Here is a 17,116-nt window from a genome sequence, read left to right as displayed (position 1 = left end):
TGTCAAGAATTTTGTGTTTCTAATTTATAACGTAAGTTGTAGAGCTGTATTATATTGTTAGAACATTTTTCAATACAAGGAACTTCTTTTTTCTATTTTGTTCGACGCAGGTTTTCACGTTGTAAATAAATATTTATTTCTAAAACATCAACAGACTGAAAATATCCACCAGAGTTTATTCTGATTTTATCAATCATACTATTGACACTTTCAACTGCATTTGTAGTATAGACATGCTTTCTTAAATCTTCAGGATATTTCATGTGGGCAAGATAAAACTCTGTTTTTCAAATATTCCTTTTCTGATTTTGTCCAAACTTTTATTAAAAGCTGAAGCATCTTCTTTTGTCATGTGTTTTCTGACATTACGCTAGAGGTGGACAAAACATAGCTGATGATCAGCAAGAGGGTAAGCAAGTTTGACAGCATTTATAATACCAGGAAAGTCATCGCTTACAACTATTAAAACTTCTTTAAGACCTCTTGTAATTAAGTCTTCGAAGACTTTTGTCCAATCGGCTTTATTTTCTTTGCCGAAAAAGGTGTAAACTTCAAAGATGTCTTTTTTACCTTCCAAATCGATACCAAGCACGACATAGCAAGTAGCCTGTTTAACTTTAGAATTGTCTTTAACTTCGCAATGATAACTGTCGATGATAAGTGCAAAAGTACTTGTGGGCAGTTCTCTTTGTTTGAATAACTGAAGTTCATTTTTAAGGTCTTCTTTAATTTTTAGGATTTCATTTTCAGAGTAAGGTAGATTCATGGTTTTCAAAGTTTGAACAAGTGAGCTTTCCGAGTAACCATTTGCGACTAAAGACATAAGGAGTGTAATATATGAGTCATCTACTCTTTTGTATGGGTCAGGTAGAATAGAAGGTCTAAAGTTCTTAGTGCGAGCTCGAGGAACAGAAATTTCAAGAGTACCAATGGAGGTTGCAAGTTTTCTATCATAAAATCCATTACCTTTGTCATTTTAGCAAGGTAAATATTTCTTTCTGACACCATGAGCTACTTTTGCAAATTTTCTAAGAGCTGTTTTAAGGCTGGACGTGAGGGATCGTCTTTTAAGCAATACATGTTTAATACCTGCTCGATAGCCATATTTTTAGCGATTTCAAAAATTTCATTTTTGTTCATGATCGTGAACTCCCTTTTTTTTGATTATTTCAATACTAATTAGACAGTGGATACAATTTTATTTTAACTCCCGATATATCCGTTTATTTTCATGGACGCAATTCATTACAAGATAAAAGATGAGGGTAAAATTGTGAATAAAGCTGCCTATGTTGTTTTGGGTATTAACATTGAAGGATATAAGGATGTTTTAGGGATATGGATTGGAGAAAGTGAAAGTTCTAAATTCTGGTTGGGTGTTTTGAATGACTTGAAAACAAGAGGAGTGGAAGATGTATTACTGTTTTGTGTTGACGGCTTGACAGGTTTAAAGGAAGCAATAGAAGCAGTGTTCCCAAAAAGCGATATTCAAAGGTGTATTATTCATCAGCTCAGAAATTCGTTCAAATATGTTTCATACAAGCATATAAAAGAATTTTCAAAGGATTTTAAAAGAGTGTATCAGGCAACTAATGAAGAAGAAGCGCTGGAGAATTTTTATCATGTAAAAGAAAAATGGGGGAAACAATATCCTTATGCGTTCAGGAGTTGGGAAAGCAACTGGGATACACTGACTTCGTTTTTTAAGTTTCCCCCAGAGATAAGGAAGATAATTTATACAACAAACATCATAGAAGGAGTTCATAGACAATTTAGAAAAGTGACAAAAGCAAAATCAGTATTTCCAAACGATACAGCATTAGAGAAAATGCTTTATCTTGCAACAAAAAATGTTGTAAGAAAGTGGACACAGAGGTACAGAAATTGGGATATAATATTAAATCAGCTTTTGATAATGTATCCAGAACGTTTAAGTGGATATATAAATTAATAACAAACCTCAGTTCGCTTTTAGATTGCTTCCATGGAAGCAATCTAAAACAAATTAGAACCAAAAACTAGAGCAGTATATCCCCGTCTTAAATTTTGTCCAGCTTTTGAAAAATTTATGCATAAAAATTTTTAAAAGGGTAATACTAAAAAATAGAAGGTAGACAAGATTATCCTGAATGATTTCTTGCTATTTCTTGCTAAGAGGGATGGTTCAAGTTAAATACACAAAATTATTTACAGACCCCTTTCTCTTTTTCTCTTTCTCTTCTTTATTTTTTTAATTACATGACTCTCTCACCCTTAAACTTGTCTCTATCATTACCTTTTCAGATAAATTATGATCAAACGATTTAGTCGCCAAAACATCAATTATAAGCTTTCCTATTTCAGTATAATTCTGATCAACCGTTGTTAAAGAAGGAATAAAGGACTGAGCTAATTCTATATCATCAAAACCCGTCACTTTAATATCATCTGGAACTTTAAAGCCTCTTGAAACTAGTTCTCTTATAGCTCCTATTGCTACAATGTCATTTATACACATGATTACTTCTGGTAACTTTTTGTTTTTAAGCAATTTTCCTATTCCCTTTTTCCCCGCCTCAACACTGAAACCACTATATATTATCCATTCTTTTGAAGTGCTTAAATTGTACTCTTTAATGTATTTCAAAAAATACTCTCTTTTTGTTTCACTCGAACTTATACATTTTTCACCTAATATAATTCCTATCTTTTTATAACCTTTTTTAGCTATAAATTCTACTAATTCCCTAAAGCCTTTTTCCTCATCAGTGACAATATTTAAAGTACTACTTTCTTCATAGATACTATTTACAGTAATTATTGGAACTTTGCCTTTTATTTCCGCCATTTCCTTTACATACTTTTCATCTAATTTACATGCATTAATTCTTCCACCCAAAAAGATGATACCATCCACCTGCTTTTCCAAAAATGATTTCAAATAAAGCGATTCTATTTTATAATCACTAAACGAATTTCCCAATATGATGTTATAACCATGTTCAAGAGCACGTTTTTCTGCCTCTTTATAAATCTGAACAAAGAAGGGATTGCTGATATCAGGCAAAATTATTCCAATTGTTCTGCTTTCTTTTTTTGTTAAACTCCTTGCAAGCGCATTTGGCACATAATTATATTTTTTTATGATCTGCAATATCTTTTCAGCTTTCTCTTTTTTGACAGGACCACTCCCATTAATAACCCTCGATACCATACTCGGAGATACATTTGCTTCTTTTGCAATATCGTAGATTGTCACTTTCTTCATTTCGTACATCAACCCTTGCTGAAATGATTTCTTGTTATGAATTATAAATCACAACCCCTTGTAACACAAGAATAATTTTTTAGAGGTGCAACCTATTTCATTTTTATTATATTGCATAAAGCGATATTTGTCAATACCATTAAAAAACATACCACCCTAACATATAAAAATAATTATTTGTCAAATAAATGACTACAAAAAAACATCATATCAAATAAAAAAGAATAAAGAAGTTTAATAAGTAAAAAAAGCGGTTGATTCGCTCTCTCACAAGCAAACACCCACCCGAACTTCTTTTAAAGATTTCATTTTAGTGTAAACATCTATAACGAAAAAACAAAAGTAGTAACTGAAGTAGGAGTTAATGTATAGATATCTTTTTTTGGGCCTTTATATATTTCCTTTAAAGAGTTTTTCTCATTTGTTTCTATTATTTTCACCGCTTTATAATTCTCTACTCCCTTAAATTTTACATTCTTACTGTCCTCTGCTTGGTTAATTACTATAGTAACAATCCTTTTGTCATCCGGACTAATAAATGAACTAACAAGCAAATCAGTATCGCTTTTGCTCTTTGCATCAATCCTCACATACCCTGGTCTTACATATCTACTCCAATTTCCAAAAGCCCATAATCTTTTAGCAACATAATATTTGTGGGTATTTTTATCTACATAAATTAGGCCATCATTATAATCATAACAGGAAACTGCTATCCAATGTTGCCATGATGAAACAGATAAAATGGTGAGATCTTCATGAAGTGTTTTAGCAAGTTTAAGTGCCCCACCCATACCAAGGTCTCTTCCTGACTCCATTTGACACCATTCAGTCATATATAACGGTAGCTTGAATTTAGTCTTATCAAAAAAATTCTTAGCCATTTTTTTATCAAACTCGTCGCTCCAGTAAGAATGCACAGCAAAATGGTCCATAATTTCTCTTATTTCTTTATCATTTGTAAGAAGTTCATACATCTTAAAGGTATAATCCGGATCAAACCACTTCCCTGACTCTATAAAGGAAGGTTTCACTTTCAATTTTCTTCTTTTTATCTCTGCAACAAGAGCCTTTGCTACTCTATACGCTTCCTCTACAGTATAATGGCATCCTTCTTGATTCTCCTTCCAATTCCATTGTGGCTCATTTATAGGACTTATATATTTAACCGGTACACCTTTTTTTATAAAATATTCAGCAACATCACATAAAAATTTCGAAAATTCTTTTTCCATTCCACTTTTGAAGTTTGACCCTCCCCAAAAGTCACCAGATGTATACCCATTCTTTGTCATTCTACCAGGAGGACTATTTGCAAACAATACTACTGTATCCACCCCACGTTTAACTGCTTCAAACAATGCTTTCTGAGCATTTTTGTCTCTATTCCAATCATACTTCCCCGGAGCTACTTCAAAACACTCTGTTCTTCTCCAGGGATCATTTACATTGTTATATTTGGGCCCTGCACCTACATTATATCTATATATTGTAAGACCAATACCTTTTTCCTTGTGAAACAGATAATCAAGAATTTCTCCTAAATTTGACCAGCTACCTACATCTTGTGCCCACCAAGCACCAGAAACACCAAAACCTTCAATCTTTTGGTACTTTTTTTGAGGCAAAATAGTAATTTCTGCCGTTATTGCATTGTTAATTCTCCCTTTTCCAATCATCACATTAGAGCTGAAAATAGTAATTATCATAACCGCACTTATCACTTTTATTAATTTCTTTAACATTTTCCAAGCACTCTCTTTCCCCACTTCCATAAAAAACATTGTAGCTTCTCCCTAAGAGACTATTCCTCTTAGGGAGAAGCTATTAAAATGGAGCTTTATTATTGGTTTGCCATCTGTTTCTTAAACTTGAGAAGTTGTTTTTGAACTTCTTTTAAAGCCTTATCATAACCAGCAGCTTTTAACCTATTTCTATACTCTTGCACTGCCTTTACAGGATCTTTCACTTTACCAAAGCTAATAGCAGGTCCATAGGTATTAGTAATGTTTGAAAGTGCTGCTAACTCTGCTTGAATTGGTTTTGGATCAAACGCCCAGCCGGTATATGGGAAGTCTTTGGCAATCTTGTCAAAATACCCCCACAATTGATTTCTTATCTCAATAGGAGTATTTTCGCTTGGAATCTCTAATTTATCATTCCTGCCACCCCAGAAGTTCGACCAGAAAGCGTGTTTGTTCTCGTCATAATTTGGCGGCGTTGCTCTGACTAAAACTCCGTTTTTCTTCTTTAGAATATATTGAACACCTTCTATTCCATAGTTGACAAGCCTATAAACCTGAGGATCATTTCGTATCAAATCGTAAACCATTAACGCTCTCTCAGGATTTTTGCTGTTTCGGCCAACACAAGTTGCACCATGCAAAATTGAAAGTCTCACTAAATTACCCCTTGTATAACACCATGGGAAGAATTGTAAATCTGAACCTGGCTGCTTTTTATCCATATCAACCCTTAAACCTAGGTACGTTTGTGTATGATGTTCATCTAACCCTGTTTTTCCTTCTTTCAGTGCACTTCTTGTGTCTCCTTTATATGTTAAGACATCCTTCCTAAAATACCCTTTGTCTGACCATCTCTTCATCATTTTTGCATATTCAATCATAGTATTATCAAATATTGGTGAATAAACAGTAGCCCAGTCTTTTGCTGACTTGCCCCAGAAAATTCTATGATAACCTGTTCCAAATGGAAGACCTATTGCATCCGTATGTGACTCAACCCAGCCATCCCAAATTTCCTGACCAATAGAAACAGCTGCATCCCATGGAATTACGCCAGGCTTATTTTTCTTTATCCAGTCAAGATATTTTTCGATGGTCTCAAAGTCTTTGATAGGCAATTTGATACCTGCTTGTCTTGCCCAATCCCCTCTGTAAAAGAATCCATGATTTACCCATTGAGTGAATTGATCTTCTGGAATTGCAATAATTTTGCCATTATATTTACAGAGTTTCCAATGAGACTGAGGTACGCTTTTCCAAGTAATCGGTGCATATTTAGGAAGCAAATCATCCAACGGTTTAAATGCACCTCTTGCGGCATTTGGCCACAAATCAAGCCAGTCGTCAGCACTTGTTATTAAATCAATAGGTTCACCTGAAGCCAAAATCATATTATATTTAGTATACCAATCGGCCCAACCAGTAAATTTAAGTTCCAAGTTCGCATTTACCTTTTTCTTAAGCACCTTGTTCCATTCAGCAGATACCTTTTCAAGCTGGCCATTTGTGGGCGGGTCACCTAACATCAGATAAGTCACTTTGACAAAATTCTTGGGCACATTTGAAGCAGCCTTACCTGTTGAACTTACAATAAACATTCCACCAATCAAAGCAATAACCAAAACAATCGCTACTAATTTTGATAAGACCTTCATCATAGAAAACCTCCTTTTTACTGTTTTTTATTTTCAAAGCTATCACCTCAATTTATAAGGCAATAGCTTTGTGCCACAATTAACCTTTTACAGCTCCTACAGTGATACCTTTTATAAAATATTTTTGAACAAATGGGTAAACCAAAATAATCGGACCTGTCGCTGCTACCGCAGTTGCCATTTTCATAGATTCCATGGGTATATCTTGAGGTGGTACATTTGCTGCAGCTGCTGAATTTCTTATGAAATCAGCTTTACTTACAACGTTATAAAGAAAGAGTTGTAAAGGTACATATTTAACTGAACTTGACAAAAAGAGCATTGCGTTGTACCATTCATTCCAGTAACCAAGAGCTAAAAACAGTCCAACTGTCGCTAGTGCAGGTTTTGCCATTGGTAGAATTATACGTACAAATATTGTAAAATCACCTGCTCCGTCTATTTTTGCTGATTCAGTTATGGAGTGAGGAATAGATTTCATGAAATTCTTCATTAAAATGATCAGCCACGGGCTCATAAGTGAAGGTAACAATATTGCCAAATAATTATCTTTCAAGTGCAAAACTTGAGTCACCAAAAGATAATATGGGACTAATCCACCTGAAAATAATGTGGTGAAGTAAATGTAGAATGAAATTGTGTTTCTGTATGGAAAATCTGGTCTCTGAAGAGCATAACCAGTCATTGCTATCAAGAATAGTCCAACTGTGGTTCCTATTAAAGTATTGAGTATTGTAACTACGTAAGACCCTATTAAATACTGCGGGTCAGCTGCAATTAATTTATATGCAAATACAGTAAATTGACGTGGAATAAGTTGATATCCATGTTTAATGATGTAACTTTCTGAAGTAAATGAGGTTGAAATAACAATTATAAATGGAATTAAACAGGCTAATGTAAATAAAGTTATAAAAATGTACGCTACAATCTTAATCACAATTCCCGAGGTATCCTGCTGAATTCTTGTTTCTTTACTACTAACTTCCATAATTTTCACCTCTTAAAACAGAGCATATTCTGGTTCAATCTTCTTAATGAGCCAGTTTGCAAAGGTTACTATAAAAAACCCAAATACTGATTGATAAAAGCTTACAGCACTTGCAAGTGAGAAATTAAAATTGTTCATGAGTGATCTAAAAACGAATGTTTCTATGATATCTGTTTTTTCAAAAAGTATTGAATTGTTTGAACCTACTAAGTTGTAAAATAATCCAAAATCACCTCTGAGAATACCTCCAAGTGAGAATAAAAGTAAGATAACAAATGTCGGCTTCAAGAGTGGCAATATAATGTATCTTATCTTTTGAAATGTACTTGCTCCATCAATTAATGCTGACTCTATTATTTCAGGGTCTATATTTGTAATGGTTGCAAAATAGATTACTGAACCATATCCAGCACCTTTCCAAATCCTAGTTGCCACAATTATAAATGGCCATAAATTAGGGTTTGAATAAAAGTCTATTGGTTCTGCCCCAAAATTTTTTAATAAATTGTTAATAACACCATAGTCGTAATTTAAAAAATTGTAAGCTATCAGTCCAACCAAAACATATGAAATGAAATTTGGAAACAACATAATTGTTTGAGTTACTTTTCTATATCTCTGCGCTGCTATTTCGTTAAGTAGTATAGCTATTAGTATCTCGACAATACTACCAACTAAAATAAAAGCTATGTTATAAAGAACTGTATTTCGTGTTAGCCTCCATAAATCTCCTGATATTACCAGAAATTTGAAATTACTTAATCCAACGAAGGGGCTTTTAAATATTCCTAAATCATATCGATAGTCAACAAAAGCAATATATAAACCAGGCATAGGAATATATGAAAAAACAAAGAAGAATATTATCGCAGGCATGCACATAAGTAATAAGGTTTTACTGTTCCTCAATTTAGAAAATCTGCTTTTTGATTTGTAACTCATTCTTGAACTATTAGCTGGTAAATTCATAAGCAACCCTTCTTTCTCTTTCTTTGATTTTATAACTTAATAGAAATTGTCCCTTATCGCATAAATTTAAGTTCTATAGCGTGTAATATTCCTTTTTGTCCCTTTCTTATTTTCTCTAAATATAGTATAAAATTACTATTATTTTCATCTAATCTCTCCTTAGGTATGTATAAAACATCGGGTTTTCCCCCTCTTAAAAAGGATTTGTTAATCATCTCATCAGTCCATATTCTCCCAATAACTTTATTTTGGGTAATTGCTGTAATCTTTATGTTTTCTCCTTTAAAAATAGCCTTAATCTTTTTATAGGCATCTTTATAAGAAGGTTCAATGTAAACTATGGCCGAATTATCTTCACCTAACACAAGTGGTAAAGCAAGTTCATTTGATCTTTCTTTTGCATCTATACTTAACTTATATAAATTATGAGCAGATAAACCTGAAATTGTGCATTCTCTACTCTTTATTCCCTTCAGCATATAAACTTTCCCTGCAGTCTCATCATAATAGTTTTTTTCTACAATCACTTTTATGTTGTTAATTGAACCTTTTTTGATATACTCAGTGACATTGAAAAATTGATAGTATTTATCTATTTCCCCCACACATTTATCATTGATATAAAGTACTCCTCTGCATTGAAAGTTTTTGAACCAAAGGTATAAAGTTTCAGTATTTTCATCTACAAAAATCTCTTTATAATAACAATCTTTAAAGCCTTTATTAGAATTCAATCTGCTTCCGAAGTTAGTATAGATTGGTGGATGGTCGAAATTTGTATCCTTATAGAGATACCAGTTTTGAGTAATATCTATCACATCCTTGATTAAACTTACATCACTTAAGCCCTTTAAAGAATGCAATCTAAGCGATTTTTTTCTAATATCATCAAAATTGCAATGGCCCCATATCTCTGATTTAATGAAAATTTCTATCTCCTTACCCTCTACTTTAAGCGGTGAGTCTATATACAAGTAATCTCCTCCATTTATAAAAGTGCCTAAAAAATGCTTATCCACAAACATTGATAAAATGTCACTTGCGTTATCTATCACAATCCCTTTAAATTCATCTGTATTTGTTGTGTTAAATTTTAAATCATACCATCCCCATCCTCTTTCTATACCAGCCTGTTCTAAAAACACAGGCTTATGATTCTCTGCCACTTTTTGAGCATATAAAAGTTCATTTAATCTATTCTCAAACGTGACCCTGACACTTCTCAAATTTTCTCCAGCAACTATAGCTTGATTTTCAAAATTCTCAAGATAAATCAAATTCCCATTTTCATCAATACCTTCAAGTTTTGCAGCACTTATCTTATCAAGACCTATTAATTTTAACTTTTTCCCATTTTTCAGTACAATTGTAATTGATCTTCCACTCTCTTCTTTCTTAAATCTAAAAGTTACCACGTTTGAAACATCAACATCTCCTTCTATCTTCTCTATTTCCTCAATCACTAATGTTATTTCGCTTTTTTCATCAGGTGTGTAGAACACCATTACCGTTTCATCACTTATAGCGTCAATAAAGCATGGCTCAGCTGAAGAAAAAAGTATTTTTCCGTTTATTCCCCATTTTTTAAGATCCAGATCTAAAAATACATACCGGCATGCAAGTGGTCTTACCGACAATTCAGATTCATATGGCAATAAATCATTTTTCATTTTTATTTTTACAACTGCATCTCCGTCTGCAACATTTACCAATGAAGCCATTTTTCCATATCCATTTAGGTTAATTATCCTTGTAATTGGACATAATTCCCCTTTTTCAATTTCCACTTCAACTGAATTGTTAATTTCTATACTTGAGGCAGCAATTAACTCACCTAAGGAATTTATTATTTTACTCAATACCCGTGCCTCTACAAATTCCTTTTCATTAATTTCTCCGAAAGCTGAAATAAGAGAATTGAAATCATAATCGCATGCTATTAATGAAAGTGGTTCTCCCCAGTTATTCACTGCATTGTAAAATTCAAAGTTTGTACCACCGACTTGATTATAAGCTCCTATAAGTTTAGCTCCGCTTGCTAAAAGTCTCTTTAGCAAGAAATGTTCTCTTCCTGTTTCAGTAATTAAGAGTGGTAGATTTTTTCTTCTGACATAATCAAGATAATAATATATTTTTGCCTCAATAGAAGGGTCTTTTATAGAGGGATAAAAATTAAACGTAGGAACAATACCTTCTACAAGACCGGTTGCTCCTTCTATATCTCCCTGGCCTGCACAAGCAACTATTGGTACTTCTATATTGTACTTTTTTGTAAGCTCCAATAAACTCTTCATATAACCTTTTCTATTTTTGCAATTGTAAAAATCTAATTCATTTTCTATTTGAACTGCAATTATAGTTCCTTCTTCTGTCAACTGATACTTATGTATTATCGGCATTATTTTATCAAACCATTTCTCTACATAACTCAAATAAACTGCATTTTCATCTCTCAACCGAATACCTTCTTTTGTGAGTAAATATGCAGGTAGCCCACCTAAGTCCCACTCTGAACATATATAAGGCCCTGGTCTTGCAATCACATACATTTTGTATTTTTTAACTATTTCTAAAAATCCTTCAACGTTTTTTTCTCCTTCAAAATTCCATTTTCCTTCTTCTTCCTCATGATAATTCCACGGGAAATATACATCCAAGCAATTATAGCCTGCCATTTTTATTTTTCTTATTCTGTCTTCCCATTCGGCTTTAGGAATGCGAAAATAAAAGAGTGAAGAACATAACAAGATTTTATATTCATTCCCTATTTTGATCCCCTGCTCATCAAGTTCAACGTATTTTTTGGTGTCCATTATTTTCCTCCTTGCTATTAATTTTTTGTTTTTCTATTCTTTTGGTCTTTAAACATTTTATTCTTTAACATGTACCGACCCTTCTCACCTCCGCATCAAATTCATTTTTACTTATTTACTTAATAGACCGATTGACAAGTTTTTATTCGCTCATTACAATTAAAATGGGATATTTAAAATGAATCTATTTTTACTTTAAGAGGGAAAGTTATTCTCTCTTCTTTTTTTATCTTCTTTTTTTATTTTAGCCTTACCCCTTTTAACATTTTTCTAATATTATGGCAAGGTAAATTAGCTATGTATATTTTGTTGTTTTATCTGAACAATATTTTTTAGTTGCAACCCATTTCACTTTTATTATAATTATTAAGTTTTTATTTGTCAATACCTTTTTGTTTTATTCTTAGAATAGGTGTAAATATATTTAACACAGCAAAAGGTTGTGCAAAAACAATAAATGGGAAAAGATAAAAAAATTAAGGTCGTCTCCCTAACTTCGATCGGAAAAATATAAGAATTGTTTAAAGGAGATCGACCTTTTTTAATCTTTTACTCTTTGATAACTGTAAACGATATAAGTAATTCTCCCTGATCTTTAATTATTCCAAATAAAATATTTCCTTTAATGGCCTAATAGTATTCTCATCTGAAAGGTCAAAGGAACCTTCAACCATTTTTGAAGTTATTGAATTCCATTTTTGGCATATTTCGCTTTTTGAGAGGTAATCAAAAGCAGCTTTTACATCATCACATTCAAAACAATAAAAAAACTGATTACCATTTTGAAAAATTGAATAATTGCGAATACCCGCCTTTTTATGTTCTTCTAACACTTCTGGCCATGGATTCTCATGCATTCTGACATATTCATCTAAATACTCTTCTTTTATTCTCCATGTCCACGCATATTTATTACTTTTATTCATGCTTGTCACCATTCCTTTCAAATAAGTAATTTTTATATGGAAAATAGCAGCCAATGGCTTTAAACCCCATTGGCTGCTATCAGGGTAGGAAGCACCCCTTTAATATACTTTTGCCCAGTAATCTATATTGCTCTTATCAAACTTAAAAGGTGCTCCAAGACGAATTTCTGTACCACCATCAAGAGCTTTCACAACTTGTTTTTCACCTAATCTACCTGCTTTAAGTTTTTCTCCTAACTTGCCAGTGATTTTTCCTCTTGCTAAAGCGTCAGCAACATATCCCGCTAAATAACCCAAATCTATAGGATTCCATAAATACATCCATGGGCACACACCATTTTTGATATATTCAGCCATTTCACTTGGAAGACCTAACCCTGTTAATTTTACTTTACCCTTTAATCCTTTATCAGTTAATACTTTACCTGCTGCTGCCATTCCAACGGTTGTAGGAGCAATTATCCCTTTCAGATTTGGGAACGATTTAAGCAACCCTTCTGTTTCAGAAACGCTCTTGTCTCTCAAATCATCACCATAAGCTATTTTCACTAATTTCATATTTTTATATTTTGGATTCTTTAACTCTTCTTTCATCCACTTAATCCATGTGTTTTGATTTGTAGCTTGAGATGTAGCACTTAAAATTGCAAATTCACCCTTCCCACCTATCATTTGGTACATAGCTTGGATTAATGTTCTTCCAATCAACTCTGGATCAGCTTGGTTTACATGGACCATTCTACTTTTTGGATTTACAGCTGAATCCAATGATAAAACTTTAATACCGCTTTTCATAGCCTTTTGTAAAGCTGGTTGCAATGCATCTGGATCATTAGCTGCAATTGCTATGCAGTCAACTCTCTGAGCAATTAATTGTTGAATTATTTGAATTTGAGCCTCGGCTGTAGGTTGAGCTGGTGCTTGAACAATAACAGTATCACCTAATTCTTTTAAAGCTTTAGAAAACCCTTCTGCTTCTTTTTCATTATAAGGGTTACCAGCATTTTTTACAATAATTGCTATTCTCTTTTTACCTGCAGATGCTTTCCTTGTAGATTTTTGAGCTGCAAAAGATTTTGCACCAAAAGTATCAATCTTATTAACAAACGGAATGGAAACCAATACTAAAGACAACACCAAAACACAAACCAAAACAATACTTACCAGTTTTTTAGATTTTCTCATAAAAACCAACCTCCTTAATTTATTAATTTGATTTTTGTATATCTCAAACAGCCAAAGCTGCCTGAGTCTAAGCTTTTTTAAACCGTAAATTAGTAATTAAAACTGATAAAATCAATAGAGAACCTACAATTACAAGCATTGTTGTTGATGGAACATTTATCAGCCCTAATCCATATTGCAGAAGGCCAATAACAAATATTGCTAAAATCGGACCAAATATATTCCCTTTCCCACCAGCTGTACTTACTCCCCCAAACACAGCCATTGTTATAATATCTAATTCATACCCCAATGCAATGTTTGGGCGAGTATTACCCATTCTCGACGTTAAAAATATTGCAGTTATTGCTGCCATTAATCCATTCAAAGTAAACACTATAATTTTTACTTTATCAACTTTCACACCTGAAAACCTACTTGCAGTGATATTATTTCCAATCGCGTAGATATATCTTCCAAAAGTTGTCTTATGAAGCAATAAACCAAAAACAATAGCGGTAATTATAAAACATATTAAAATAAATGGTATTACACCTACATATCCCCAACCAAAAAAACCAAACCATTCAGGAAAATCTCCGGCTGCTTGGTCTTCTAAAATTATGTAAGCTATTCCTCTATATATTATCATTGTTGAGAGTGTAACAATAATTGATGACAAATTGAACTTTGAAAGTAAATACCCATTGAAAAATCCACATAAAGCACCTAACACTATACATACTAAAATCGAAATTACCATAGGAATACCACTTTTATAAAGAACACCCATTATCACGGAGCTTAAAGCAACAATAGAACCAACTGATATATCAATTTCTCCTAATATCAAGACCATTATCATTGGAAAAACTATAAAAGCTTTATCTAAAAAAGTAGTTGTTGCATCAAGTAAGTTTCGTGCATTCAAGTAATAAGGGGAAATAGATGAATTTATAATATTTACCACAACTAATAAAATGATCAAGACTATTTCCCATCTGTACAAAATTGATTTTAAAGATGTTGAATTTAAATTAGTATCGACATTTTTCAAATTATATCCCTCTCCTTCTTAACTGAGCTTTTTCCATGTTCATTCTTACCAAAACATTTACGATCACCGCAATAAGTATAATAAACCCTTGTATTGCTTGCTGCCAAAACGGAGAAACATTTACTAAAGGTAGTGCATTATTTAAAATTCCCAAAAGGAGAGTTCCTAATATTATGCCAGAAATTCTGCCTGACCCCCCTGCTATACTAACTCCTCCTAATACTGCTGCTGCAATTACATTCATTTCATAGCCTGTAGCAGTATCACTTTGAGCAGAAGCAAATTTGGAAACCCATAAAACACCTGCCAAACCCGACAATACCCCCATCAGGAAATACACTGTAAGAATCAATTTTGATACATTTATACCACTTATCCGAGCTGCTTCTGGATTGCTTCCAATAGCATATATTTGCCGACCTGTTCTCGTATGCTGGACGAAATAATAGAAAACTATATATGTAATTATCGCTACAACTATCAAATTATTTATTCCAAGTATACTTCCCGTAGCTATTCTTTTAAAACTTAGTGGCATCTCATCAGCACTTACCCACTGACCCTTACTTATCATGTATGTAATACCTCTATAAATATTCATCGTTCCTAAAGTAGCTATTATTGGTAATATATTAGTCTTTGATATCAAGAAACCATTTATTACACCACAAATTGCACCTACAAAAATTCCAATTAATATAGCAACGATAGGTGAAACATTTTGATATTTACTAACTATTAATGCCGATATCATTCCCGCGAGAGCTAAAACAGAACCTACTGACAAATCAATACCTCTTGTAACAATAACAAGCATCATTCCAACCGTTAATATAGCCAGTATAGCAGTATTCGTAAGTAGATCACTAATATTTTCAAATGTTAAAAATCGCGGATTTCGAATTTGAACAACTATCGAAAGCCCAACTATAAAAATTAATAACCCTATCTGCTGAAAATTAGCTGTGTTCATTAATGAAAGTTTTGATTTTTTCCCCATCTACATCCCCTTCTCTGTCAGTCATTTGTTCCAATATGCTATTTATTATACATGCATCTTTGTCATTGCAGCTTCCAAGATTTTCTCTTGAGTAGCTTCTTTTCTGTCAAACACAGCAGTCACGCGTCCTTCACACATAACGACAACCCTGTCAGCCATCCCTAACACTTCTGGCATTTCTGAAGAAATCATAATGATACCATATCCCTCACCTGCAAGTTCACTCATAAGTTCATGAATTGCAGCCTTTGCCCCCACATCTATTCCTTTTGTTGGTTCATCCATTATTATTATCTTCGGATTTATATTCAGTAACTTGGCTACCACTACCTTTTGTTGATTTCCACCAGATAACGAACTTACTTTATCAAAAACACTTCTTGCCTTTACATTAACCTTGCTTGCTAAATCATTAGCTGTAGTAATTTCCCTGTTTACATTTAACCATAATCTATTTGCAAATTTTTGTAATACAGGCAAACTAATATTCTTAAAGATTTCCCACTCAACAATTAACCCCTGCTCTTGTCTATCTTCTGGTAAATAACCTATTCCTAACCTCAACGCATCCGACGGATTAGATATTTTCACTACTTTCCCTTCAATAAAGATTTTTCCTTTATCAGGTTTCAATATTCCTGCTATCGCCTGACAAACTTCACTTCTTCCAGCCCCGACTAATCCTGTTAATGCTAATATTTCGCCTTTTCTTAAATTAAAGGATACATCTCGAAAATATCCTGTCTTAGTTAAACCTTCTATTCTTAGTATTTCTTCACCTATTTGAACTTGCTTTTTCGGGAATAATTGATTAACCTCACGCCCAACCATTGCAACAATTAATTCTTGTGTCGAAATTTTATCACTATCCCATGTCCCAATGTATTGGCCATCCCTAAAAACGGTGATTCTATCTGCCAATCTATACACATCTTCCATACGATGTGAAACAAATATTATAGAGGTGCCTTTTGCTTTTAACTGCTCAATAATTCTGTATAATTCTTCGCTTTCCTTTTTAGTTAATGCCGCTGTAGGTTCATCCATAATTATAATTTCTGCGTTTGTTGAAATAGCTTTTGCAATCTCAACTATTTCCTGTTGTGCAATTGATAAAGCACCCATTGGAGTAAATGGATCATAATCGACCCCTAATTCATTCAATAACTCTTTTGTTTTCTTATGCATATCCCTCCATAATAACCTTTTACCAAAAGGATGGACTAATTCTTGGCCAATAAATATATTTTCTGTAATACTTAAGTGTGGATAGCATGCTAATTGTTGATGGACTACCGCAATTCCTAACTTTTTAGCATCATTAGGATTATTAATTTCAACTTTTTTACCTTTTATAAAAATTTCACCTTCATCAGCTTTATGAACACCTGTAATAATTTTTATAAAAGTCGATTTTCCGGCTCCATTTTCTCCCATTAACGCATGTATTTCGCCTTTTTTTAGTTGAAAATTAACGCCATTTAAAGCCTTAACTCCGGGGAACTGCTTTCTTATGTTTCGTGCTTCTAATACATATTCAGTCACAATA

General features: G+C 33.1%; 11 protein-coding genes and 2 pseudogenes. 1 reads left to right on the top strand and 12 read right to left on the bottom strand.

Annotated elements, in window-relative coordinates; genetic code table 11:
• Positions 1-2: 2 nt before the first annotated feature.
• Positions 3-1,140 (bottom strand): annotated as a pseudogene (locus CALHY_RS03430) (IS256 family transposase).
• A 73-nt stretch (positions 1,141-1,213) separates the two neighbouring features.
• On the opposite strand from CALHY_RS03430, the pseudogene CALHY_RS03425 reads away from it, so the two are divergent.
• Positions 1,214-1,951: pseudogene (locus CALHY_RS03425) on the top strand (IS256 family transposase); the annotation flags it as partial.
• Between the two features lie 279 nt (positions 1,952-2,230).
• On the opposite strand, the gene CALHY_RS03420 reads toward CALHY_RS03425, so the two are convergent.
• The 11 genes from CALHY_RS03420 to CALHY_RS03370 form a co-directional block, all read right to left on the bottom strand.
• Positions 2,231-3,247, bottom strand: a complete 1,017-nt coding sequence (locus CALHY_RS03420) for a LacI family DNA-binding transcriptional regulator (RefSeq protein ID WP_013402615.1) — start codon at positions 3,245-3,247, stop codon at positions 2,231-2,233.
• A 323-nt stretch (positions 3,248-3,570) separates the two neighbouring features.
• Positions 3,571-5,031, bottom strand: coding sequence for a glycoside hydrolase family 30 protein (locus tag CALHY_RS03415; RefSeq protein WP_013402614.1), 1,461 nt, complete (start codon positions 5,029-5,031; stop codon positions 3,571-3,573).
• Positions 5,032-5,090: 59 nt separating this feature from the next.
• On the bottom strand, positions 5,091-6,647 hold the full coding sequence (locus CALHY_RS03410) for an ABC transporter substrate-binding protein (RefSeq protein WP_013402613.1): 1,557 nt from the start codon (positions 6,645-6,647) through the stop codon (positions 5,091-5,093).
• A gap of 79 nt (positions 6,648-6,726) precedes the next feature.
• Positions 6,727-7,638, bottom strand: a complete 912-nt coding sequence (locus CALHY_RS03405) for a carbohydrate ABC transporter permease (protein WP_013402612.1) — start codon at positions 7,636-7,638, stop codon at positions 6,727-6,729.
• A gap of 12 nt (positions 7,639-7,650) precedes the next feature.
• Entirely contained in the window at positions 7,651-8,607 is a 957-nt protein-coding gene (locus CALHY_RS03400; protein WP_013402611.1) for an ABC transporter permease, read from the bottom strand.
• 53 nt (positions 8,608-8,660) lie between these two features.
• Positions 8,661-11,420 carry a beta-galactosidase gene (locus CALHY_RS03395; protein ID WP_013402610.1) on the bottom strand — a complete coding sequence of 920 codons (2,760 nt, stop codon included), beginning with the start codon at positions 11,418-11,420 and terminating at the stop codon, positions 8,661-8,663.
• Positions 11,421-12,019: 599 nt separating this feature from the next.
• Positions 12,020-12,346 carry an L-rhamnose mutarotase gene (locus CALHY_RS03390; RefSeq protein ID WP_013402609.1) on the bottom strand — a complete coding sequence of 109 codons (327 nt, stop codon included), beginning with the start codon at positions 12,344-12,346 and terminating at the stop codon, positions 12,020-12,022.
• Positions 12,347-12,445: 99 nt separating this feature from the next.
• A complete protein-coding gene (gene rhaS, locus CALHY_RS03385) occupies positions 12,446-13,531 on the bottom strand; it encodes a rhamnose ABC transporter substrate-binding protein (protein WP_013402608.1) in 1,086 nt (361 codons plus the stop codon).
• A gap of 67 nt (positions 13,532-13,598) precedes the next feature.
• The gene (locus CALHY_RS03380; protein WP_013402607.1) at positions 13,599-14,567 is read right to left on the bottom strand and encodes an ABC transporter permease; all 969 of its coding nucleotides are present in this window, start codon (positions 14,565-14,567) and stop codon (positions 13,599-13,601) included.
• Position 14,568: 1 nt separating this feature from the next.
• Entirely contained in the window at positions 14,569-15,567 is a 999-nt protein-coding gene (locus CALHY_RS03375) for an ABC transporter permease (RefSeq protein WP_013402606.1), read from the bottom strand.
• A 45-nt stretch (positions 15,568-15,612) separates the two neighbouring features.
• Positions 15,613-17,112 (bottom strand): sugar ABC transporter ATP-binding protein, encoded by a 1,500-nt coding sequence (locus CALHY_RS03370; RefSeq protein WP_013402605.1) that lies wholly within the window; start codon positions 17,110-17,112, stop codon positions 15,613-15,615.
• Positions 17,113-17,116: the final 4 nt, after the last annotated feature.

The organism is Caldicellulosiruptor hydrothermalis 108 (assembly GCF_000166355.1).
Lineage (GTDB): Bacteria > Bacillota > Thermoanaerobacteria > Caldicellulosiruptorales > Caldicellulosiruptoraceae > Caldicellulosiruptor > Caldicellulosiruptor hydrothermalis.
Note: the sequence above shows the minus strand (reverse complement) of the source record. Positions and strands in the feature narration are given on the sequence as shown.